13 protein-coding genes are annotated in these 15,215 nt (G+C 72.2%); 8 read left to right on the top strand and 5 right to left on the bottom strand.

Going from position 1 to position 15,215, the window contains the following annotated elements:
- Positions 1-403: 403 nt before the first annotated feature.
- The 3 genes from ABZ374_RS36405 to ABZ374_RS36395 form a co-directional block, all read right to left on the bottom strand.
- Positions 404-1,240 (bottom strand): PaaX family transcriptional regulator C-terminal domain-containing protein, encoded by an 837-nt coding sequence (locus ABZ374_RS36405; RefSeq protein WP_360319613.1) that lies wholly within the window; start codon positions 1,238-1,240, stop codon positions 404-406.
- A 37-nt stretch (positions 1,241-1,277) separates the two neighbouring features.
- Positions 1,278-2,930 carry an AMP-binding protein gene (locus ABZ374_RS36400; protein WP_360319611.1) on the bottom strand — a complete coding sequence of 551 codons (1,653 nt, stop codon included), beginning with the start codon at positions 2,928-2,930 and terminating at the stop codon, positions 1,278-1,280.
- Positions 2,931-3,037: 107 nt separating this feature from the next.
- Positions 3,038-3,490 carry a PaaI family thioesterase gene (locus ABZ374_RS36395; RefSeq protein WP_360319609.1) on the bottom strand — a complete coding sequence of 151 codons (453 nt, stop codon included), beginning with the start codon at positions 3,488-3,490 and terminating at the stop codon, positions 3,038-3,040.
- A 237-nt stretch (positions 3,491-3,727) separates the two neighbouring features.
- Here ABZ374_RS36395 and ABZ374_RS36390 point away from each other — a divergent pair, with 237 nt between their 5' ends.
- Positions 3,728-4,819, top strand: coding sequence for a Gfo/Idh/MocA family oxidoreductase (locus ABZ374_RS36390; RefSeq protein ID WP_360319607.1), 1,092 nt, complete (start codon positions 3,728-3,730; stop codon positions 4,817-4,819).
- Positions 4,820-5,204: 385 nt separating this feature from the next.
- A complete protein-coding gene (locus ABZ374_RS36385; protein WP_360319605.1) occupies positions 5,205-5,741 on the top strand; it encodes a ricin-type beta-trefoil lectin domain protein in 537 nt (178 codons plus the stop codon).
- A 79-nt stretch (positions 5,742-5,820) separates the two neighbouring features.
- Here ABZ374_RS36385 and ABZ374_RS36380 read toward each other — a convergent pair whose 3' ends face one another.
- Positions 5,821-8,010, bottom strand: coding sequence for a copper-translocating P-type ATPase (locus ABZ374_RS36380; RefSeq protein WP_360319603.1), 2,190 nt, complete (start codon positions 8,008-8,010; stop codon positions 5,821-5,823).
- 170 nt (positions 8,011-8,180) lie between these two features.
- Here ABZ374_RS36380 and ABZ374_RS36375 point away from each other — a divergent pair, with 170 nt between their 5' ends.
- The gene (locus ABZ374_RS36375) at positions 8,181-10,694 is read left to right on the top strand and encodes a hypothetical protein (protein ID WP_360319601.1); all 2,514 of its coding nucleotides are present in this window, start codon (positions 8,181-8,183) and stop codon (positions 10,692-10,694) included.
- Between the two features lie 796 nt (positions 10,695-11,490).
- On the opposite strand, the gene ABZ374_RS36370 is transcribed toward ABZ374_RS36375, so the two are convergent.
- Positions 11,491-11,919, bottom strand: coding sequence for a DUF5709 domain-containing protein (locus ABZ374_RS36370; protein ID WP_360319599.1), 429 nt, complete (start codon positions 11,917-11,919; stop codon positions 11,491-11,493).
- 144 nt (positions 11,920-12,063) lie between these two features.
- On the opposite strand from ABZ374_RS36370, the gene ABZ374_RS36365 reads away from it, so the two are divergent.
- From ABZ374_RS36365 to ABZ374_RS36345, 5 genes are all read left to right on the top strand, one after another.
- Positions 12,064-12,717: a hypothetical protein gene (locus ABZ374_RS36365; protein WP_360319597.1), complete on the top strand. Its 654-nt coding sequence runs from the start codon at positions 12,064-12,066 to the stop codon at positions 12,715-12,717.
- A gap of 138 nt (positions 12,718-12,855) precedes the next feature.
- The gene (locus ABZ374_RS36360) at positions 12,856-13,119 is read left to right on the top strand and encodes a hypothetical protein (RefSeq protein ID WP_360319595.1); all 264 of its coding nucleotides are present in this window, start codon (positions 12,856-12,858) and stop codon (positions 13,117-13,119) included.
- Positions 13,120-13,357: 238 nt separating this feature from the next.
- Entirely contained in the window at positions 13,358-14,020 is a 663-nt protein-coding gene (locus ABZ374_RS36355) for a nitroreductase family protein (RefSeq protein ID WP_360319593.1), read from the top strand.
- A gap of 179 nt (positions 14,021-14,199) precedes the next feature.
- Complete coding sequence (locus ABZ374_RS36350; protein WP_360319591.1) at positions 14,200-14,727, top strand: hypothetical protein; 528 nt, start codon at positions 14,200-14,202, stop codon at positions 14,725-14,727.
- 75 nt (positions 14,728-14,802) lie between these two features.
- The gene (locus ABZ374_RS36345; protein WP_360319589.1) at positions 14,803-15,033 is read left to right on the top strand and encodes a hypothetical protein; all 231 of its coding nucleotides are present in this window, start codon (positions 14,803-14,805) and stop codon (positions 15,031-15,033) included.
- The last annotated feature ends 182 nt before the right edge of the window (positions 15,034-15,215 follow it).

Here is a 15,215-nt window from a genome sequence, read left to right as displayed (position 1 = left end):
AGGCCACTCAGCCCCGCCGGCGCATGAGGCGAAACAGCCTCGCCGGCGCATGAGGCGAATCAGCCCCGCCGGCGTTTGAGGCGAACCCAGCCCGGCCGGCGCTTGAGGCCACTCAGCCCCGCCGGCGTTTGAGGCGAACCCAGCCCGGCCGGCGCATGAGGCGAATCAGCCCCGCCGGCGTTTGAGGCGAACCCAGCCCGGCCGGCGCATGAGGCCACCCAGCCCCGCCGGCGCTTGAGGCGAATCAGCCTCGCCGGCGCTTGAGGCGAACCCAGCCCGGCCGGCGCATGAGGCCACCCAGCCCCGCCGGCGCTTGAGGCGAAACAGCCCCGCCGGCGCTTGAGGCGAACCCAGCCCGGCCGGCGCTTGAGGCGAAACAGCCCCGCCGGCGCATGAGGCGAGTTCAGCCCCGGCCCGCGCTCGAGGCCAACCCCGCAACCTCCCGAACGAACCCCTTCGCCCCCTCCGCAAGGAGCGAGTGCAGGGCCAAAAACACCCGCCGAGCCCCCACCGCGTTCCAATCCGCCGGCAACAACTCCGCAGGCAGCCCCGGATCCAAGTACGGCAACCGCCGCCACTGCGTCAACATCGGCACGTACGTGCGAAACGCGTCGACCGCCTCCACCACCGGCCGCGCCCCAAGCTCCGCCGCCACCGGCCCATACGCATCGGTGAACAGCGCGTACTGCTCCTCGATCGCCTCGAAGTCCCACCAGTCCCCGACCGTCGCGCCCAGCTCCGCGAACGCCGCATCCCCGGTGAACAGGTGTACATAGTCCGCCAGTTCGACCCGAACGAGCGTGCGCCGAGCGTCCTCCAACAGCCGCGCCGGCGCGATCCACACCCCCGGCGACACATTGCCGAACCCCAGCCAGGTCAACCGCGAACGCAGTTGGTGCCGATGCGCGCGCTCGGACTCGGGCACCGAGAAGATCGCCAGCACCCACCCGTCCGCAAGCCGCGCCGGCTCCAGATTGCCGAAGATCCGCCGATCGCCCTCGTCGAAGATCGACTCCATCGCCGGACTGAGCCGATACCCGGTGCCGTCCCGCCGCTCCTGGGTGAGCGTGCCGCGCTTCTTCAGTCGCGAGATCGCCGACCGCACCGCCGGCGCGTCCACGCCCAGTTCGCCCATCAGCACGATCAGGTCGGCGATCGAGATCCACCCGCCCAGATCGCGCACGAACGCGCCGTACACGGTGTTGATCAACGAGCTGGGTCGGGCCGGGGTCTCCGCCATGGTCGCCTTCCTCGCGGAGTCTGGGTCGCCGGCGATCCTATCCGGGAGCCGGTCCCACCCCGGCGACCGGCGTGCCCTCGGCCGCACGCCGACGCAGTTCGCCGCGCCGCAGCTTGCCCGTGTCGGTGCGCGGCAACTCGGACACGAACTCGACCAGTCGCGGGTACTTGTACGGCGCCATGGTCTGCTTCACGAACGCCTGGAGCACCCGAGCCGTCGCCTCGTTCGCGACCACCCCGGGATGCAGCACCACGTACGCCTTGACCACCATGCCGCGCCGTTCGTCGGCCGCACCGACCACCCCGCACTCGGCCACGTCCGGGTGCGTGCCCAGCACCGCCTCCACCTCGGGACCGGCGATGTTGTAGCCGGAGGAGACGATCATGTCGTCGCTGCGCGCCTGGTACCAGAGGTAGCCGTCGGCGTCGCGGATGTAGGTGTCGCCGGTGATGTTCCAGCCGTCCCGCACATAGTCGAACTGCCGTGCGTCGTCGAGGTATCGGCAGCCGGTCGGGCCCTTGACCGCGAGTTGTCCGGGCGTACCGTCCGGGACCGGCCTGCCGTCCGGCCCGAGCACCACGGCCCGATGGCCCGGCACCGGCAGCCCGGTCGCCCCGGGGCGGATCGCGTCGTCGGCGGCGGAGACGAACACGTGCAACATCTCGGTCGCCCCGATGCCGTCGATGATCCGCGTCCCGATCGTGTCGCGGTACGCCTGCCACACGCCGACCGGCAACGCCTCGCCCGCGGACACGCAGCGCCGCACGCCGGCGAGCAGGTCGACGAGCCCGGCGCCGAGGATCGCCCGGTAGGCGGTCGGCGCGGTGAACAGTATGGTGACCCGCCGTTCGGCGACCACGGCGGCGAGTTCCTCGGGGGTGGCCCGCTCCAGGAGCAGCGTGGCCGCGCCCGCGCGCAGCGGGAACACCACCAGCCCGCCGAGGCCGAAGGTGAAGCCCAGTGGTGGGGTGCCGGTGAACAGGTCGCTGGGCTCGGGGCGGACGACGTGCGCGGAGAACGTGTCGGCGATGGCGAGCACGTCCCGATGGAAGTGCATGGTGGCCTTGGGCCGACCGGTGGTCCCGGAGGTGAACGCGATCAGCGCGACGTCGTCGCACGCGGTGTCCACCGCCTCGAACACGGTGCTCTTGGTGGCGCAGCGGGCGGCCAGCGTGTCCGCGCCGGGCCCGCCGTAGGTGAGCACGCGCAGGCCGGGGGTCACGGCCGCGGCGAGCTCGGCGGTGAAGCGGTGGTCGCACAGTGCCGCGGTGGGGCGGCCGATCTCGTGGACGGCGTCGAGCTCGTGCGCGCGCAGCAGCGGCATGGTGGTCACCACGACCGCGCCGGCTTTCAGCGCACCGAACCAACTCGCGACCAACCAGGGGTTGTTGGGGCCGCGCAGCAGGACCCGGTTGCCGGGCACCACGCCGAGGTCCTCGGTCAGCACGTGGGCCACCTGGTTGGCGCGGGTGAGCAGGTCGCCGTACGTCCAGGTCTCGTCGGCGGTGAGCAGGCAGCGCCGGTGCGCCCCGTGTCGCGCGATGGTGTCGTCGAGCAGTGCCACGGCGCAGTTGAGCCGGTCCGGATAGTGCAGTTCCGGCAGCTCGAAGATCAGCTCGGGCCACTGGTCGACCGGCGGCAGCCGATCCCGGGAGAACGTGTCGACGTGCGCGGAGGGACGGAGCTGCATGGCCGGCACCTCATCCTGTTGTCATCGTGACGGCAGTCAACGGTACGTGACATCCGTCCGCGAGGACATCCCTTCGAGCCGGCGGACGGGCGGCCGTGGGCGCGCGCTCAGCCGGCGGCGCCGTTGACCACCAGCACCGTGCCCCGGCCGATCGCGCAGACCGTCTCGGTACCGTCGTCGGCCAGCATGATCAGGTCGCAGTCGCAGACCGCCTGCCGACGACCGGCGTGCACGATCCGGGCCTCGGCGCGCAGCCTGGTGCCGAGTGCGGGCCGCAGGTACTGGACGGACACGCTGCCGGTCAGCACGGCGGAGCCGAGCGTGCTGCCGGCTGCGAAGGTGATCGCGTTGTCGGCCGCGTAGGCGAGTACGCCGCCGTGCAGATACCCGTTCTGTTGCCGGAGTTCGTCGCGGACGTCGACCTCCAGGGTGGCCCGGCCGGCGCCGAATTCGGTGACCCTGGCCCCGACGAGCCGACTGAACGGCTGGGCGGCGAGCACGGATCGGGCGAAGTCGAGCGCCTCGTGGCCGGTCGGCGAGTCGATGGGGGTCTCGGTCATCGCGTTATCACCCTTCGCGTGGAAAGCGCACCCGGCGGGGAGCGGGGCACGTGGTCATCGAAGCAGAGTCCGGATCACCGCCGCCGCGCCACGGGCCGACGGCCGCCGGGCACGCACCGAGCCCACCCCCGCGGATGCCCTTCGTCACACGGTGGCGTCATGGCGAAATTGGACAGCTTCCCTTACCGTAGGCGCGTTTCGGCCCCACAGAAGGCCCCGAAGAAGGAGAACGACGTCATGGCGCAGAACAAGCTGGGTGTGGCGATCGTGGGGACCGGCTTCGGGTGCATCACGCACCTGCCCGCCTTCCGGGACGCGGGCTTCGAGGTACGGGCGCTGGTCGGCCGCGACCCGGTGCGCACCGCCGAGCGGGCCGAGCGGTTCGAGGTGCCGTACGCGTTCACCGATCTCGACGCGGCGCTCGCGCTGGACGGCGTGGACGCGGTGACCGTGGCCACGCCGCCGCACACGCACGCGGAGATCGTGCTCGCGGCGGTCGCGGCGGGCAAGCACGTGGTGTGCGAGAAGCCGTTCGCGAGCGATGCGACCGAGGCCGCCCGCATGCTGGCCGCCGCCGAGCGGGCGGGCGTCGTACACATGCTGGGCACCGAGTTCCGCTGGCAGTCCTCGCAGGCCCTGCTCGCGCGGCTGATCGCGGCCGGCGCGATCGGCGAACCGCGGCTCGCCACCTGGCTGTTGCACATCCCGGTCCTGACCGGACCGGCCGCCGAGGTACCCGCGTGGTGGGGCCGGGCCGAGGACGGCGGCGGCTGGCTGGGCGCGCACGCCTCGCACTGGATCGACCAGATCCGGCACACGCTCGGCGAGTTCGCGGGCGTCAGCGCGGGCCTGCCGCTGGTCGCCGACCGGCCGGGGCAGAGCGCCGAGGACACCTTCAACATCCGCTTTCGCACGGTGACCGGCGTCGAGGGCACCCTGCAAAGCTCCGCCGGGATCTACGGGCCGCCGCTGATCACCACACGCGTGGCGGGCACCCACGGCACGGCCTGGGTCGAGTTCGACGACGTCTGGCTCGCCGACGCGGCCGGCGACCGTCGGGTGGAGACCCCCGCCGACCTGGCCAACCCGGACCCGATCGCGCCCCCGTCCGACCTCATGCACACCGCCTACGACCTGCTCCACTCGATGGGCATCGATCGCGCGCCGTACACCCGCCTGGCCACCACCTTCGCCGCCCTGATCAACGGCGAACCCGTCCCCGACTCCCCCCGCCACGCCACCTTCGCCGACGGCGTGGCCGGCCAACGGGTGCTCGACGCCATCCGCAGTTCCGCCGCCGACGGCGGCACCTGGACCGCGTGCGCATAGTCCCGGAAAATCGGATGAACCGCGCCGAGCCGCCGGAAGGAAAACGGCTCAAGTGAATGTCGGGTATTCCGGTGTACACTCGCGACACTGACACGTGTCAATGGATAATCACCCTGCTCTATTTCCGGTCGATTCCTGCTTCCCGGAAACAGCCACTGCCCGTCTCCGCCCGTCGGACCCGAAAGCGGTGGTAATCCGGACAAAGAAATCAAAAATCGGAGCGGCGTCGGCAGGAATTACCCCGTCCCGACCACGCCGACCGCCGGCCGAATACCGGCACACCGACCACCGGCTTCCTTGAGGGATCACCCGTCCACAGCCATCCTCTGAGGCACCCGAACGCCGAACGCCCGGTACGGCGACGGGCCCCCGATGGAGGCCGAAGATGCTCAAAAGGATCGTAGGCGTGCTCGCCGCCTGCATGGTTCTGTTCGCCATTCCCCAGTCCGCGTCCGCCATGGTCATTCCGAATCACTTCTCGCGGATGCTCATCGGAGCCAACTGGAAATGTCTGGACGCCGATACCAACACCATGAACACGAACGGTGGGATCGTGCAGCAGTGGCAGTGCATCGGTAATCCCGCAGACAACACGACGCCCTATAACCAGCTCTGGCTGGCCGTTCCGCAGAACAACGGCAGCGCCGCGTACAACCTCGTGCCCGGCGGCACCACCGGGTTCAAGTGTCTGACCACGATGGGGGGCCTGTCGTATTCCCGGGTCAGCCTGTGGGACTGCAACTCCGGCACCTCCCAGGCTTGGTTCCCGATCAACACCAATGCGTGGGTCAACCCCATCACCGGACTGTGCCTGGAAGCCGATCCGAACCAGAACTACAACGGCGGCGGAATGTACATCGCGCCCTGTGCAACCGCCGACGGCAAGCCGGTCCTGCGCCAGACCTTCGGCTTCATCGACTGACCGGACCCACGCCCCCGAACCACCCGACCCGGTGCACGTCGGCCCTCGCCGACGTGCACCGGGTCCACCGCGCCCTTCCCTACCGGGTCGCCGACTCCTCGCGAGCCCGCGCGTCGACCCGGCCCGGCGTCGTCCGCGTGTCGAGCGCCTCCGGGCGCAGGTCCAGGCGGCGCAGGAGTTGGGCGTTGAGGGCGACCACGACCGTGGACAGGCTCATCAGGATGGCGCCGACCTCCATCGGCAGGACCACACCCGCCCAGGCCAGCACGCCGGCGGCCAGCGGCACGGTGACGATGTTGTAGCCCGCGGCCCAGGCCAGGTTCTGCCGCATCTTGCGGTAGACGGCCGTGGACAGGCGACGCACGCCCAGCACGGCGCGCGGGTCGTCCGAGGCCAGGACCACACCCGCCGACTGGACCGCGACGTCGGTGCCGGCGCCGATCGCGATGCCGACGTCGGCACGGGCCAACGCCGGCGCGTCGTTGACGCCGTCGCCGACCATGGCCACCCGCAGGCCGCGGGACTGGAGCTCGGCGACCTTGGCGTCCTTGTCGCCCGGCAGCACCTCGGCGAAGATCTCGTCCACCCCGAGGTCGCGCCCGACCCACTCGGCCACCTGTCGGGCGTCCCCGGTGAGCATCCCGACACGCACCCCCGCCGCGTGCAACTCCTGTACCGCAGAGCGGGATTCGGGCCGGATCTCGTCCTCCAGCGCGAGTACCCCGGCGACCTCGTCGGCGGCCAGCACGTACAGCACCGCCGCGCCGCGCCCGACCCAGTCCCCGACGGTCGCCGACAGTTCGTCCGGTACCGGTACGCCCGCCTCGCGCAACAGCGCCGGCCCGCCGACCCGCACCCGGGTGCCGGCCACGTCCGCCTCGACGCCCCGGCCCGTCATCGACCGGAACGCGCTCGCCGCGGCCGGCCTGCCGCGTTCCCCGGCCGCCCGCACGATCGCCCGGGCCAGCGGGTGTTCGCTCTCCCGCTCGGCCGCGCCCGCGAGCAGCAGCACCATCGTCTCGTCCCGGCCGGGCGCGGCCGCGACCCCGGTCACCGCAGGCGCCCCGCGCGTGAGGGTGCCGGTCTTGTCGAACAGCACGACGTCGACACCGCGCATGCGCTCCAGCGCGATCCGGTCCTTGATCAGGATGCCCTGCCGCGCGGACAATTCGGTGGAGATCGCGATCACCAACGGGATGGCCAGCCCGAGCGCGTGCGGGCAGGCGATCACCAACACGGTGACGGTGCGCTCGATCGCCGACCCGCCCTCGCCGAGCAACGACCACGCCACCAGCGTCAGGACCGCGGCGCCGGCCGCGTAGTAGAACAGCAGCGCCGCCGCCCGATCCGCCAACGCCTGGGCCCGGGACCGGGATTTTTGCGCGTCGGCGACCAGCCGCCGAATGCCCGCGAGTTGGGTGCGCTCACCGGTCGCGGTCACCCGCACCCGTACCGCACTGTCCACCGCGACCGTACCGGCCACCACGGTCTCGCCCGTGCCGCGCGGCACCGACCGGGACTCACCGGTGATCATCGACTCGTCGAACTCGGCCGCGCCTTCGGTGATCCTGCCGTCCGCCGGGACGCGCGCCCCGGAACGCACCAGGACGGTATCGCCGGTCTCCAATTCGGCCACCGGAACACGCTCGAACTCCCCGTCCGGACGCACCCGTTCCGCCTCGTCGGGAAGCAGCGCCGCGAGTGCGTCCAAAGCTCCCGAGGCGGCGCCGAGGGCGCGCATCTCCAGCCAGTGGCCGAGCAGCATGATGTCGACCAGCAGGACCAGTTCCCACCAGAAGTCCAGCTCGTGCGAAGCGAGTTCGAGCGTCGAGGCCCAGGAGGCGACGAACGCGACGGTGATCGCCATCGCGATCAGCGTCATCATTCCGGGCCGCCGCGCGGCGAGTTCGTCGCGGGCGCCGGTCAGGAACGGCCATCCGCCGTAACCGAACACGAGGGTGCCCAGAAGCGGCGGGATCCAGGACGAGCCCGGGAACGACGGCTCGTGGTAGCCGAGCAGGTCCGCGAGCATCGGGCTCAGCACCAGCACGGGGACGGAGAACAGCAGGCTCCACAGGAGCTTGCGGCGGAACATCTCGCCGTGACCGGCGTGACCGGCGTGTCCCTGATGACCCGCGTGCCCCTCGCGCCCACCCGGCCCGGCCGGCTGCGCGTGGCCCCGGTGCCCGGCACGATCCGGGTGGCCCGTGCCGCCCGCCGGCTCCGCGTGGCCCGGATGTTCGTCCCGTCCGGTCCGGCCGTACTCCATCCCGCTCGCCTCCTCGTCCTTCGTCGATCTTTCATACATACCACCCCGGGGTATGAGAAACCCGGAACGACCCGCACTCATTCCTTGCGAATCCGGCGGAACCGTCCGCATCTCGAGCCGACGGCGGTATAACCAGAGACCAGCCCCTCTCCCTCGGGAGGCCAAAAGTGGTGCGACAGCCACGTTCCCGCAGCGTCGACTGGTTGTGGTGGGCGACCTCGTCGGGCGAACTGCAACCCTTCCTGGATCACCCGGATCACGACCAGCAGGAGATAGCCCGGGAGAAGTCGGCGGTAGCGGTCCAGCTCGCTCGCCTCGGCGACCCCCTCGTGGACTGTCTCGGGGCAATCGCCCCGGACGTCCTCGCCGACGCCCTGTGGCGGTTGCCCAACCCCACACGGACCGACACCCTGCGCGCACTGCGCGTACCGCCCGCCCGCCGACCCACTCCCGCGATCGCCGAACACGCGCTCAAGCGGTTGCGCAAACAGACCCCGAGCGTGCGCGGCTACACCGCACAGGTGGTGACCCTTCCGGTACTGCGCGTGTTGTTGCCCGCGACCCTGGACACCGACTCGGGCGCGCTGGACGGCGAGATCCTGGAAAGCCTGAAGACCACGGCGTTCACCCCCGACCTGATCCGGCTCACCGCGATCGCGGACTGGGGGTTCAGTTGCCAGGCCGCCGCACTGCTGCGGATCACGCTGACCGAGGCCGACCTCGCGCTGCCCGGGTGGCCCGCCGAGGTCATCGCCGACGTGGTGACCGCGTGTCGCCGATTCGAGGCGTTCTGTCGGGATCGGATGTGCGGCGCCAGCGAGCCCCCGTCGCCGCTGCGCTCCCTCGACGACGCACTCGGTCGGGCACGGGCCGCCGCCGACGCGGTGACCGCCGCCGTCGCGGCCGGGCGCGCGCCGGAGGAGGCCGACCTGACCATGCTCGGGCTCGTCGGCCCGGCCGTGGCCGAGGCCCGGACGGCGGTCGGCGCCCTGGTCGAGGCCGAAGCCGACACGCTGCCCGAGGACCGGCCGGGCCTGGCCGCCACGATCACCGCGCACGAAGCCGCGGTACACGCCCGTGAACTCGCCGGAGTGGACCGCTTCCGGCAACTCGGTGGCCCGCCGGCGCACACCGCGGCGATCGACGAACTCCGCGAGCTGACCGCCGAGCTGAGCGCCCGTCACGAGAATTGGGAACCGGCCGACCGGCGGCGCGTACTGGCCCTGGCCGATCTCGGCGAGCTGATCGACGCGATCGCGGCCGACCGGGACGAGGGCGTGGACGCGTTGGCGGAGACGATCCGCCCGCATCTGCCCGACCCGACGATCGTCAACGCGGCGTTACGGGGCCGGCTGTCCTGGCACGGGACACCCGCCTCGGGCGATCCGGCGGACGCGTCGAACACGGCCGAGAATACGCAGCCGGAGCCGGTGGCACAGACGTCGGCCGACCCCGATTCGGCCCCGGAACCGGGCCGCGAATCGGGCTCCGACGCCGACCCGAACCCGGTGTCCGACGCGCAACCGGCCGAGGCCGACGAGACCTCGGCGACAGCGGACCGGGAGGACCCCGCGGAGGGCGCGACGGACCCGGCACACTCGGCGCCGGCCCCCGAGGAGGACGCGGAGGAGGACCCGCCCGCGCCGCCGGCCGCTCCCGAGCCCGCCGCGCTGATCGGCGAGCTGATCGGCCGGGGCGAGTACGCCTCCGCGGCACAGGCCATGTCGACCGATGCCCCGGAGCGAATATCCGCGCTGCGTGCCCTGGCCTACGCCGACGGGGCGCGCTCGGACACCGGCGCCGTCGCGGTGTCGCTGCGCGCCGAGCTCGACGAGATGGCGATGCGCGAGCCCAGCCACGACCGCGCGACCCAACTGTTGACGGTGGCCGCCACGGCGCGCGCCGCCGTACTGTGCGGGCACAGCACGTACGGACTGCTCCAGGAGGCCGCGGCCGGTCTGGGCGACCTGCCCGCGGTGGCCACGCTGGCCCGACACATCGCCACCGGCTCCGCGCAGGGACTGCTCGGCGGCACCCGCAACCTCGGCGCGCTCGAAGCCCTCGCCGAGGCCGAAGCCGGCGCCGCCGCGTGTGCGGCGGACGCCGCAGAGGCCCTGTTGCACCCGCGTCACCTGCGCTTCCCCCGGGCCACCTCGATCGCCCAACTGTGGTGGCGTCCCGAGGACGGCCTGCTCGGCCGACTGCTGCAACTGGCGGCCGGCAACGAGCGCCGCGATCTGGACGAGGTCGCCGAAGCGCTGCGCCGACTCACCAAGCACCACGAGTTGGAGAGCCGGCTCTCCGCGATCGACGAGGAGTTCCGCAACGGCAAGGGCCACCGTCTGGAGGGGCCGGCCAGACGTCGACTGCTGGAATACGCCCGCGAGTCGCTGGGCACGGTGAGCCGCTGGGTGGACGCCATGCGTCGGGTCACCGAAACCGAGGCGGAGGCGGAGTCCTGGATCGCCGGTCCGCTGACCGATCTGCGGCACACCCTGCTCGCCGACCGCCCGGAAGCCGAACGCGAACTCGCCGACCTCGCCGCGCACACCGGCGACCCGCTCACCGCCGGCGCCGCGCGAGCCGCCGCCGCGAGCCTGTCCGCGACCCTGGACCTCCTCGACGGCCGCCCCCTGACCGGCCCCGAACCCACCCCCGAAGCCCTCCTCGCCAAACCCACCTAGCCCACCTACACCAGACGACATACACAACAACTCGACCCACAAACACCGCAGCAGCGCGGGCGGGCCGGCGGACGGACTACGCAGCACAAACGGCCGGCCCGGCAACACAGGCGGCGCGAGAAATGCGGCCCGGACGGGCGGGCGACGCCACGCGAGACAGCGCGGACGGCACGGCAGCGGGCAACACGGCGAAAGGCGAGCAGCCCGGCACCACAGGCAACGCGGCGACAGACGGGCAGCCCGCCAACACGGACGACGCGGCGTGGGCACTGGCAGCGCGCCAACGCAGGCGACACGGCAACAGACGAGCGACTCGGCAAGGCGGCGCGGACGGGCCGCCCTGCAACACGGGCAACAAAGCGCGGACAGGCAGGCGACGCGAAGGGCGGCGCGACAGCACCGGCGACGCGGCGGCGGCCAGGCGATTCGGCCGAGCGGCGCGGACGGGCCGCCCGGCAACGCAGACGGCGCGGCGCAGGCGGGCAGCCCGTCCGCGCGGACGGGCGGACCGCGCGAAGAACGGCCCGGCGCGGATCGGTGGGCAACACGGCAGCACGGGCGGGCGGCGCGAGACACCGTCAACGGCGCGGCGCGGCCCGGCAGCACGAGCGGGGCGCAGGTGAGCCGCGCGATGAACCAGAAGGGCGGTGGAGCAAAAGGCATGGCAGCGCGTGCGGCGGGGGGCCAAGTGGTGGGGATTGGCAGCGGCGCGAGGCGAAGCGGAGCAAGGTGTGTCGCGAGCCCACCTCAACCCCGGCGGGTGCGACGCGCGAAGTGGGGGGCGCGACGACACGCCCTACGGGACCTCTTCCTCCGGAATGATGTGCATCGCCGCCTCCTCCGCGCCCGCCGCACCGCCGTCGATGCCGACGTCGTGCGCCACCGCCTCGGATTCGGTGTCCTCGTGGGCGCCCTCGTCGTCGGCGACCAGTCGGCCCGCCCTCGGGTCGGGGCCGCCCTCCCATTCGTCGGAGACCATGTCGTCGTCGGAGACGTCCGGCTCCTCCTCGGACAACAACTGGTCGAGCGACTCGCCGCGTCGCTCCTCCTCCGGCGTGTTGCCGTACCGCTCCGCCGCCGACCAGCGGTCCGGCGGCACGATCCCGGTGTCCAGCGGGTCGTACGACAGGTCGTCGGTCGACAGCGTGTCCTCGGGCCCGAGCACCCCGTCGTCGCCCGGCGTGTCCGGGGAGTCTTCGGTCCGGTCCGGGGTGTCGTCGCTCATCGCCTGCCACCTTCCACTGAAGTGCCCGTACTCGTGGTGCGTCCAGGGCTCGACCCTGTCCCCCGCGACCCGAGTGACACTGCCCAGCGCCGGCCGGTTCATTCGGGCCTGCCCGGCGACGTCCCCACCTGGCAGCATGTCCGGGTGCCGGAAAATCGCTTACCCGTCGCCGCCCTGACCTGCTGCCTGCTGCTCGCCACGACCGCGTGCGGCGCGGACGACGGCGGCGACAGGCCCGACAGGGCCGAGCGCACCGTCGAGCCGACCGAGGTCGCCGATCTTCACGCCGAGCCCGCCCTGACCCTCGACTGCCTGCACGTGATCGACGAGCGACCCGCGCCCACCGGCGCGCTCACCGTGTTTCTCGGCGACGTCGCGCTGGAGACCGGCCGCCGGCTCCAACCGGCCGAGGTCGACGGCTCCGAACCCCCGCACCCGCTCTTCGCCAAGTCCGGCCTGATGGTGCGCGCCGGCGCGCGGGTCGACATCGAGGTACTCCCCGCCCCCGGCAACGGCGCGTCCATCGTGTGGGGCAACGGTCGGCCCGCCGCCGGCTCCGTCCGCGTGCCGGGCTGCCCCGCCCGCTCCGCCGAGCAGCCCTGGCTCGCCTTCGCCGGCGGCTACCACGTGGACCGGCCCGGCTGCGTCACGCTGATCGTTCGCTCGCACGGACTGCGGACGAAAGTGCACGTCCCGGTGGGTGCCGACTGCCGAACCGAGGGCTCATCCGACCGGTTGGAGACGCGGCCCCCGCCGCTGGGCGCACGGCCTGCGAAACCGGTCGTTCCATCGGTGTAGACATCACCACCCGTCTCATGCCTGAGGCTGATTTTTCCTGACGGATTTGGTCGATCTTTGATCGCCGGCGCAGGGTGGTCCAGGGGGCCAGGGACGGAAGACCCGGTCCTACGACAGGCCGGGGAGGGAGCGGACGGAATGCACGAGGCGCAGACACGCGAGACCAGCCGCGACGATTGGCAGACGCTGCACACCGGCACCCGGGAATCGGCGGCCCGCGCGCTGCGCGTCGATCTGGCCCACGCCGGTGTGGCCGAGGCCGATCTGGCCCGACGAGCGACCGAGGCCTGGGCCGGGTCCGTGGTGACCGTACCGCGCACCGGCCGGCAGTTCCGGGTCACCCGGGTCGACGTGCCCGCCCCGACGCTCTCGCTCGGCGAGCAGCGCGCGGACGTCGCCTAGTCCCGGCCGGACCGCCGACCGAAACACCCGCCACTCCGGACGCCTGCGGTCACCACGGTCCCGTCCCCGTCCGCCCGGACCGAGGTGACCCGGCGGCCCCGCCCCGGGCGCCCGACCGCACCAGTCGACACGAACCGGGGCGACTCGCCCCGGCGAACGACGTGCCCACCCGCGCGCCCCGAATCCGATCCGGGCGGGACCTTCCACCGACCCCCCACGTCGTGCTGTGCTGTCCGCCATGGTCGACGAAACCACTTACCCCACGGTTCCGCACCGGCACCGAGGCGTCCCCGCCCACGAGGCGGAAGCCCGCAGCCGAGCCTTCCACGACGTGATGTCCCAACGCCGCACCGTCCGCGACTTCTCCTCCCGGCCGATCCCCGACAACGTGATCGACTGGGCGATCCGTACCGCCGGCACCGCGCCCAGCGGCGCCAACGTGCAGCCCTGGCGCTTCGTCGTGCTCACCGACCCCGAGCGCAAACGACACCTGCGCGAGGCGGCCGAGCAGGAGGAGCGCGAGTTCTACGAGCACCGCGCGTCCGCCGAGTGGCTCCGGGCCCTCGCGCCGATCGGCACCGACTGGCGCAAGCCCTTCCTGGAGGAGGCGCCGGTGGTGATCGTCGTGTTCGAGGTGCACAAGGGCCCGGACTCGCCGCGCCCCTACTACACGAAGGAGTCGGTCGGCATCGCCGTCGGCCTCCTGCTCGCGTCGTTGCACCAGGCCGGTCTGGCCACGCTGACCCACACCCCGAGCCCGATGCGCTTCCTCAACGAGGTGTGCGACCGCCCGCAGGAAGAGCGCGCCGCGTACGTCGTCCCGGTCGGCTACCCGGCCGAGGACGCACGCGTGCCCGACATCCGGCGCAAGCCACTGGAGCAGGTCGTCGTCCGGCTCTGACCCCCCGACCCCGGCACGCACGCCGGACGGGCCCGAGCCGCGGCGCCCGTCCGGCACCACGAAACCGGCGGTGAAGTCCCGGCAGAAGCAACGGGGTTCGCCTGCGCCGCACCCCGCCCCTCTGCGATCCTGAACCGGCACGTCCGGATCCGCAGCAACCGTACGTTCGGGGGGCGTTGATGAGTGTCGTCGCCGGAAAGATCATCGACGAGTCGATCGTGATCGCCGCCGATTCCCAGGTGACCTGGGGTCAGGCCAAGACCGAGGGCACCAAGCTGTACAAGATCGGCGAGAACCTGATCTTCGGCGGTGCCGGGCTGCTGCGCGACATCAACCTGATGCGCCTGTTCCTGGACACGCACACCCCCGCGTCCGCCGAGGAACGCGACATCCTGGAGTTCTACGCCGAGTTCGTCGAATGGGGCAAGCGCAAGCTGTCCGGCTTCGAGCCCAAGTCGGAGTTCATGTTCGCCTTCGACGGCAGGCTGTTCGAGACGAGCAGCGACTTCGACGTCTTCTACTACGACTACGGTGCGATCGGTTCCGGCTGGGAGTACGCGCGGGCCGCACTGCACCTGGGCCACACCCCCACCCAGGCGGTCGGCGTCGCGTGCGACCTGACCATCTTCTGCATGCCGCCGGTGACCGAGTACCGCATACCGCGCCATCCGCAACCGTCGCCGGGCCGTGAGCACGAGGCCATCTGAACGGGATCCTTCGTCGACTCCGCCGCAATCCGGAGCTAACCCTGTGTTTACGTGGACTCTCGTAAACTCTCGGGTATGTCCGAACAGCCCATCCCGGCGGACCTGATCGAATTGCAGCGCGCCCGAGACGCCGCGTACGAGGCCATCGCCCGGCACGCGGGGCAACTCTCCGAAGAGGAGCACGCCCGGCTGTGGGCCCAGGCCCGCGACGCCGTCGAGGCGCTGCACGCGCACCCGGCGATGACCGCCGGCGGCGACCGCGCCGACCTGGTGACCCGCCTGCGCATGGCCGCCCAGGCCGCCTGAGCCCGCCGAGGCCCCACCGGCGCGAGCCGAACCGGCGCCCGCCGCCCCACCACCGAACCGAAAACGCCGCCGGCCGCGACGCGAACCCCGAAGGGCAGAACCGACCTCGACGCGGCGCAGTCCCTGTACCCGGGACACGCCGCGCTCGGCCGCCTGGCCGAGACATTCGACGCCATCGCACG

It is taken from the genome of Embleya sp. NPDC005971, assembly GCF_040629175.1.
Lineage (GTDB): Bacteria > Actinomycetota > Actinomycetes > Streptomycetales > Streptomycetaceae > Embleya.
Note: the sequence above shows the minus strand (reverse complement) of the source record. Positions and strands in the feature narration are given on the sequence as shown.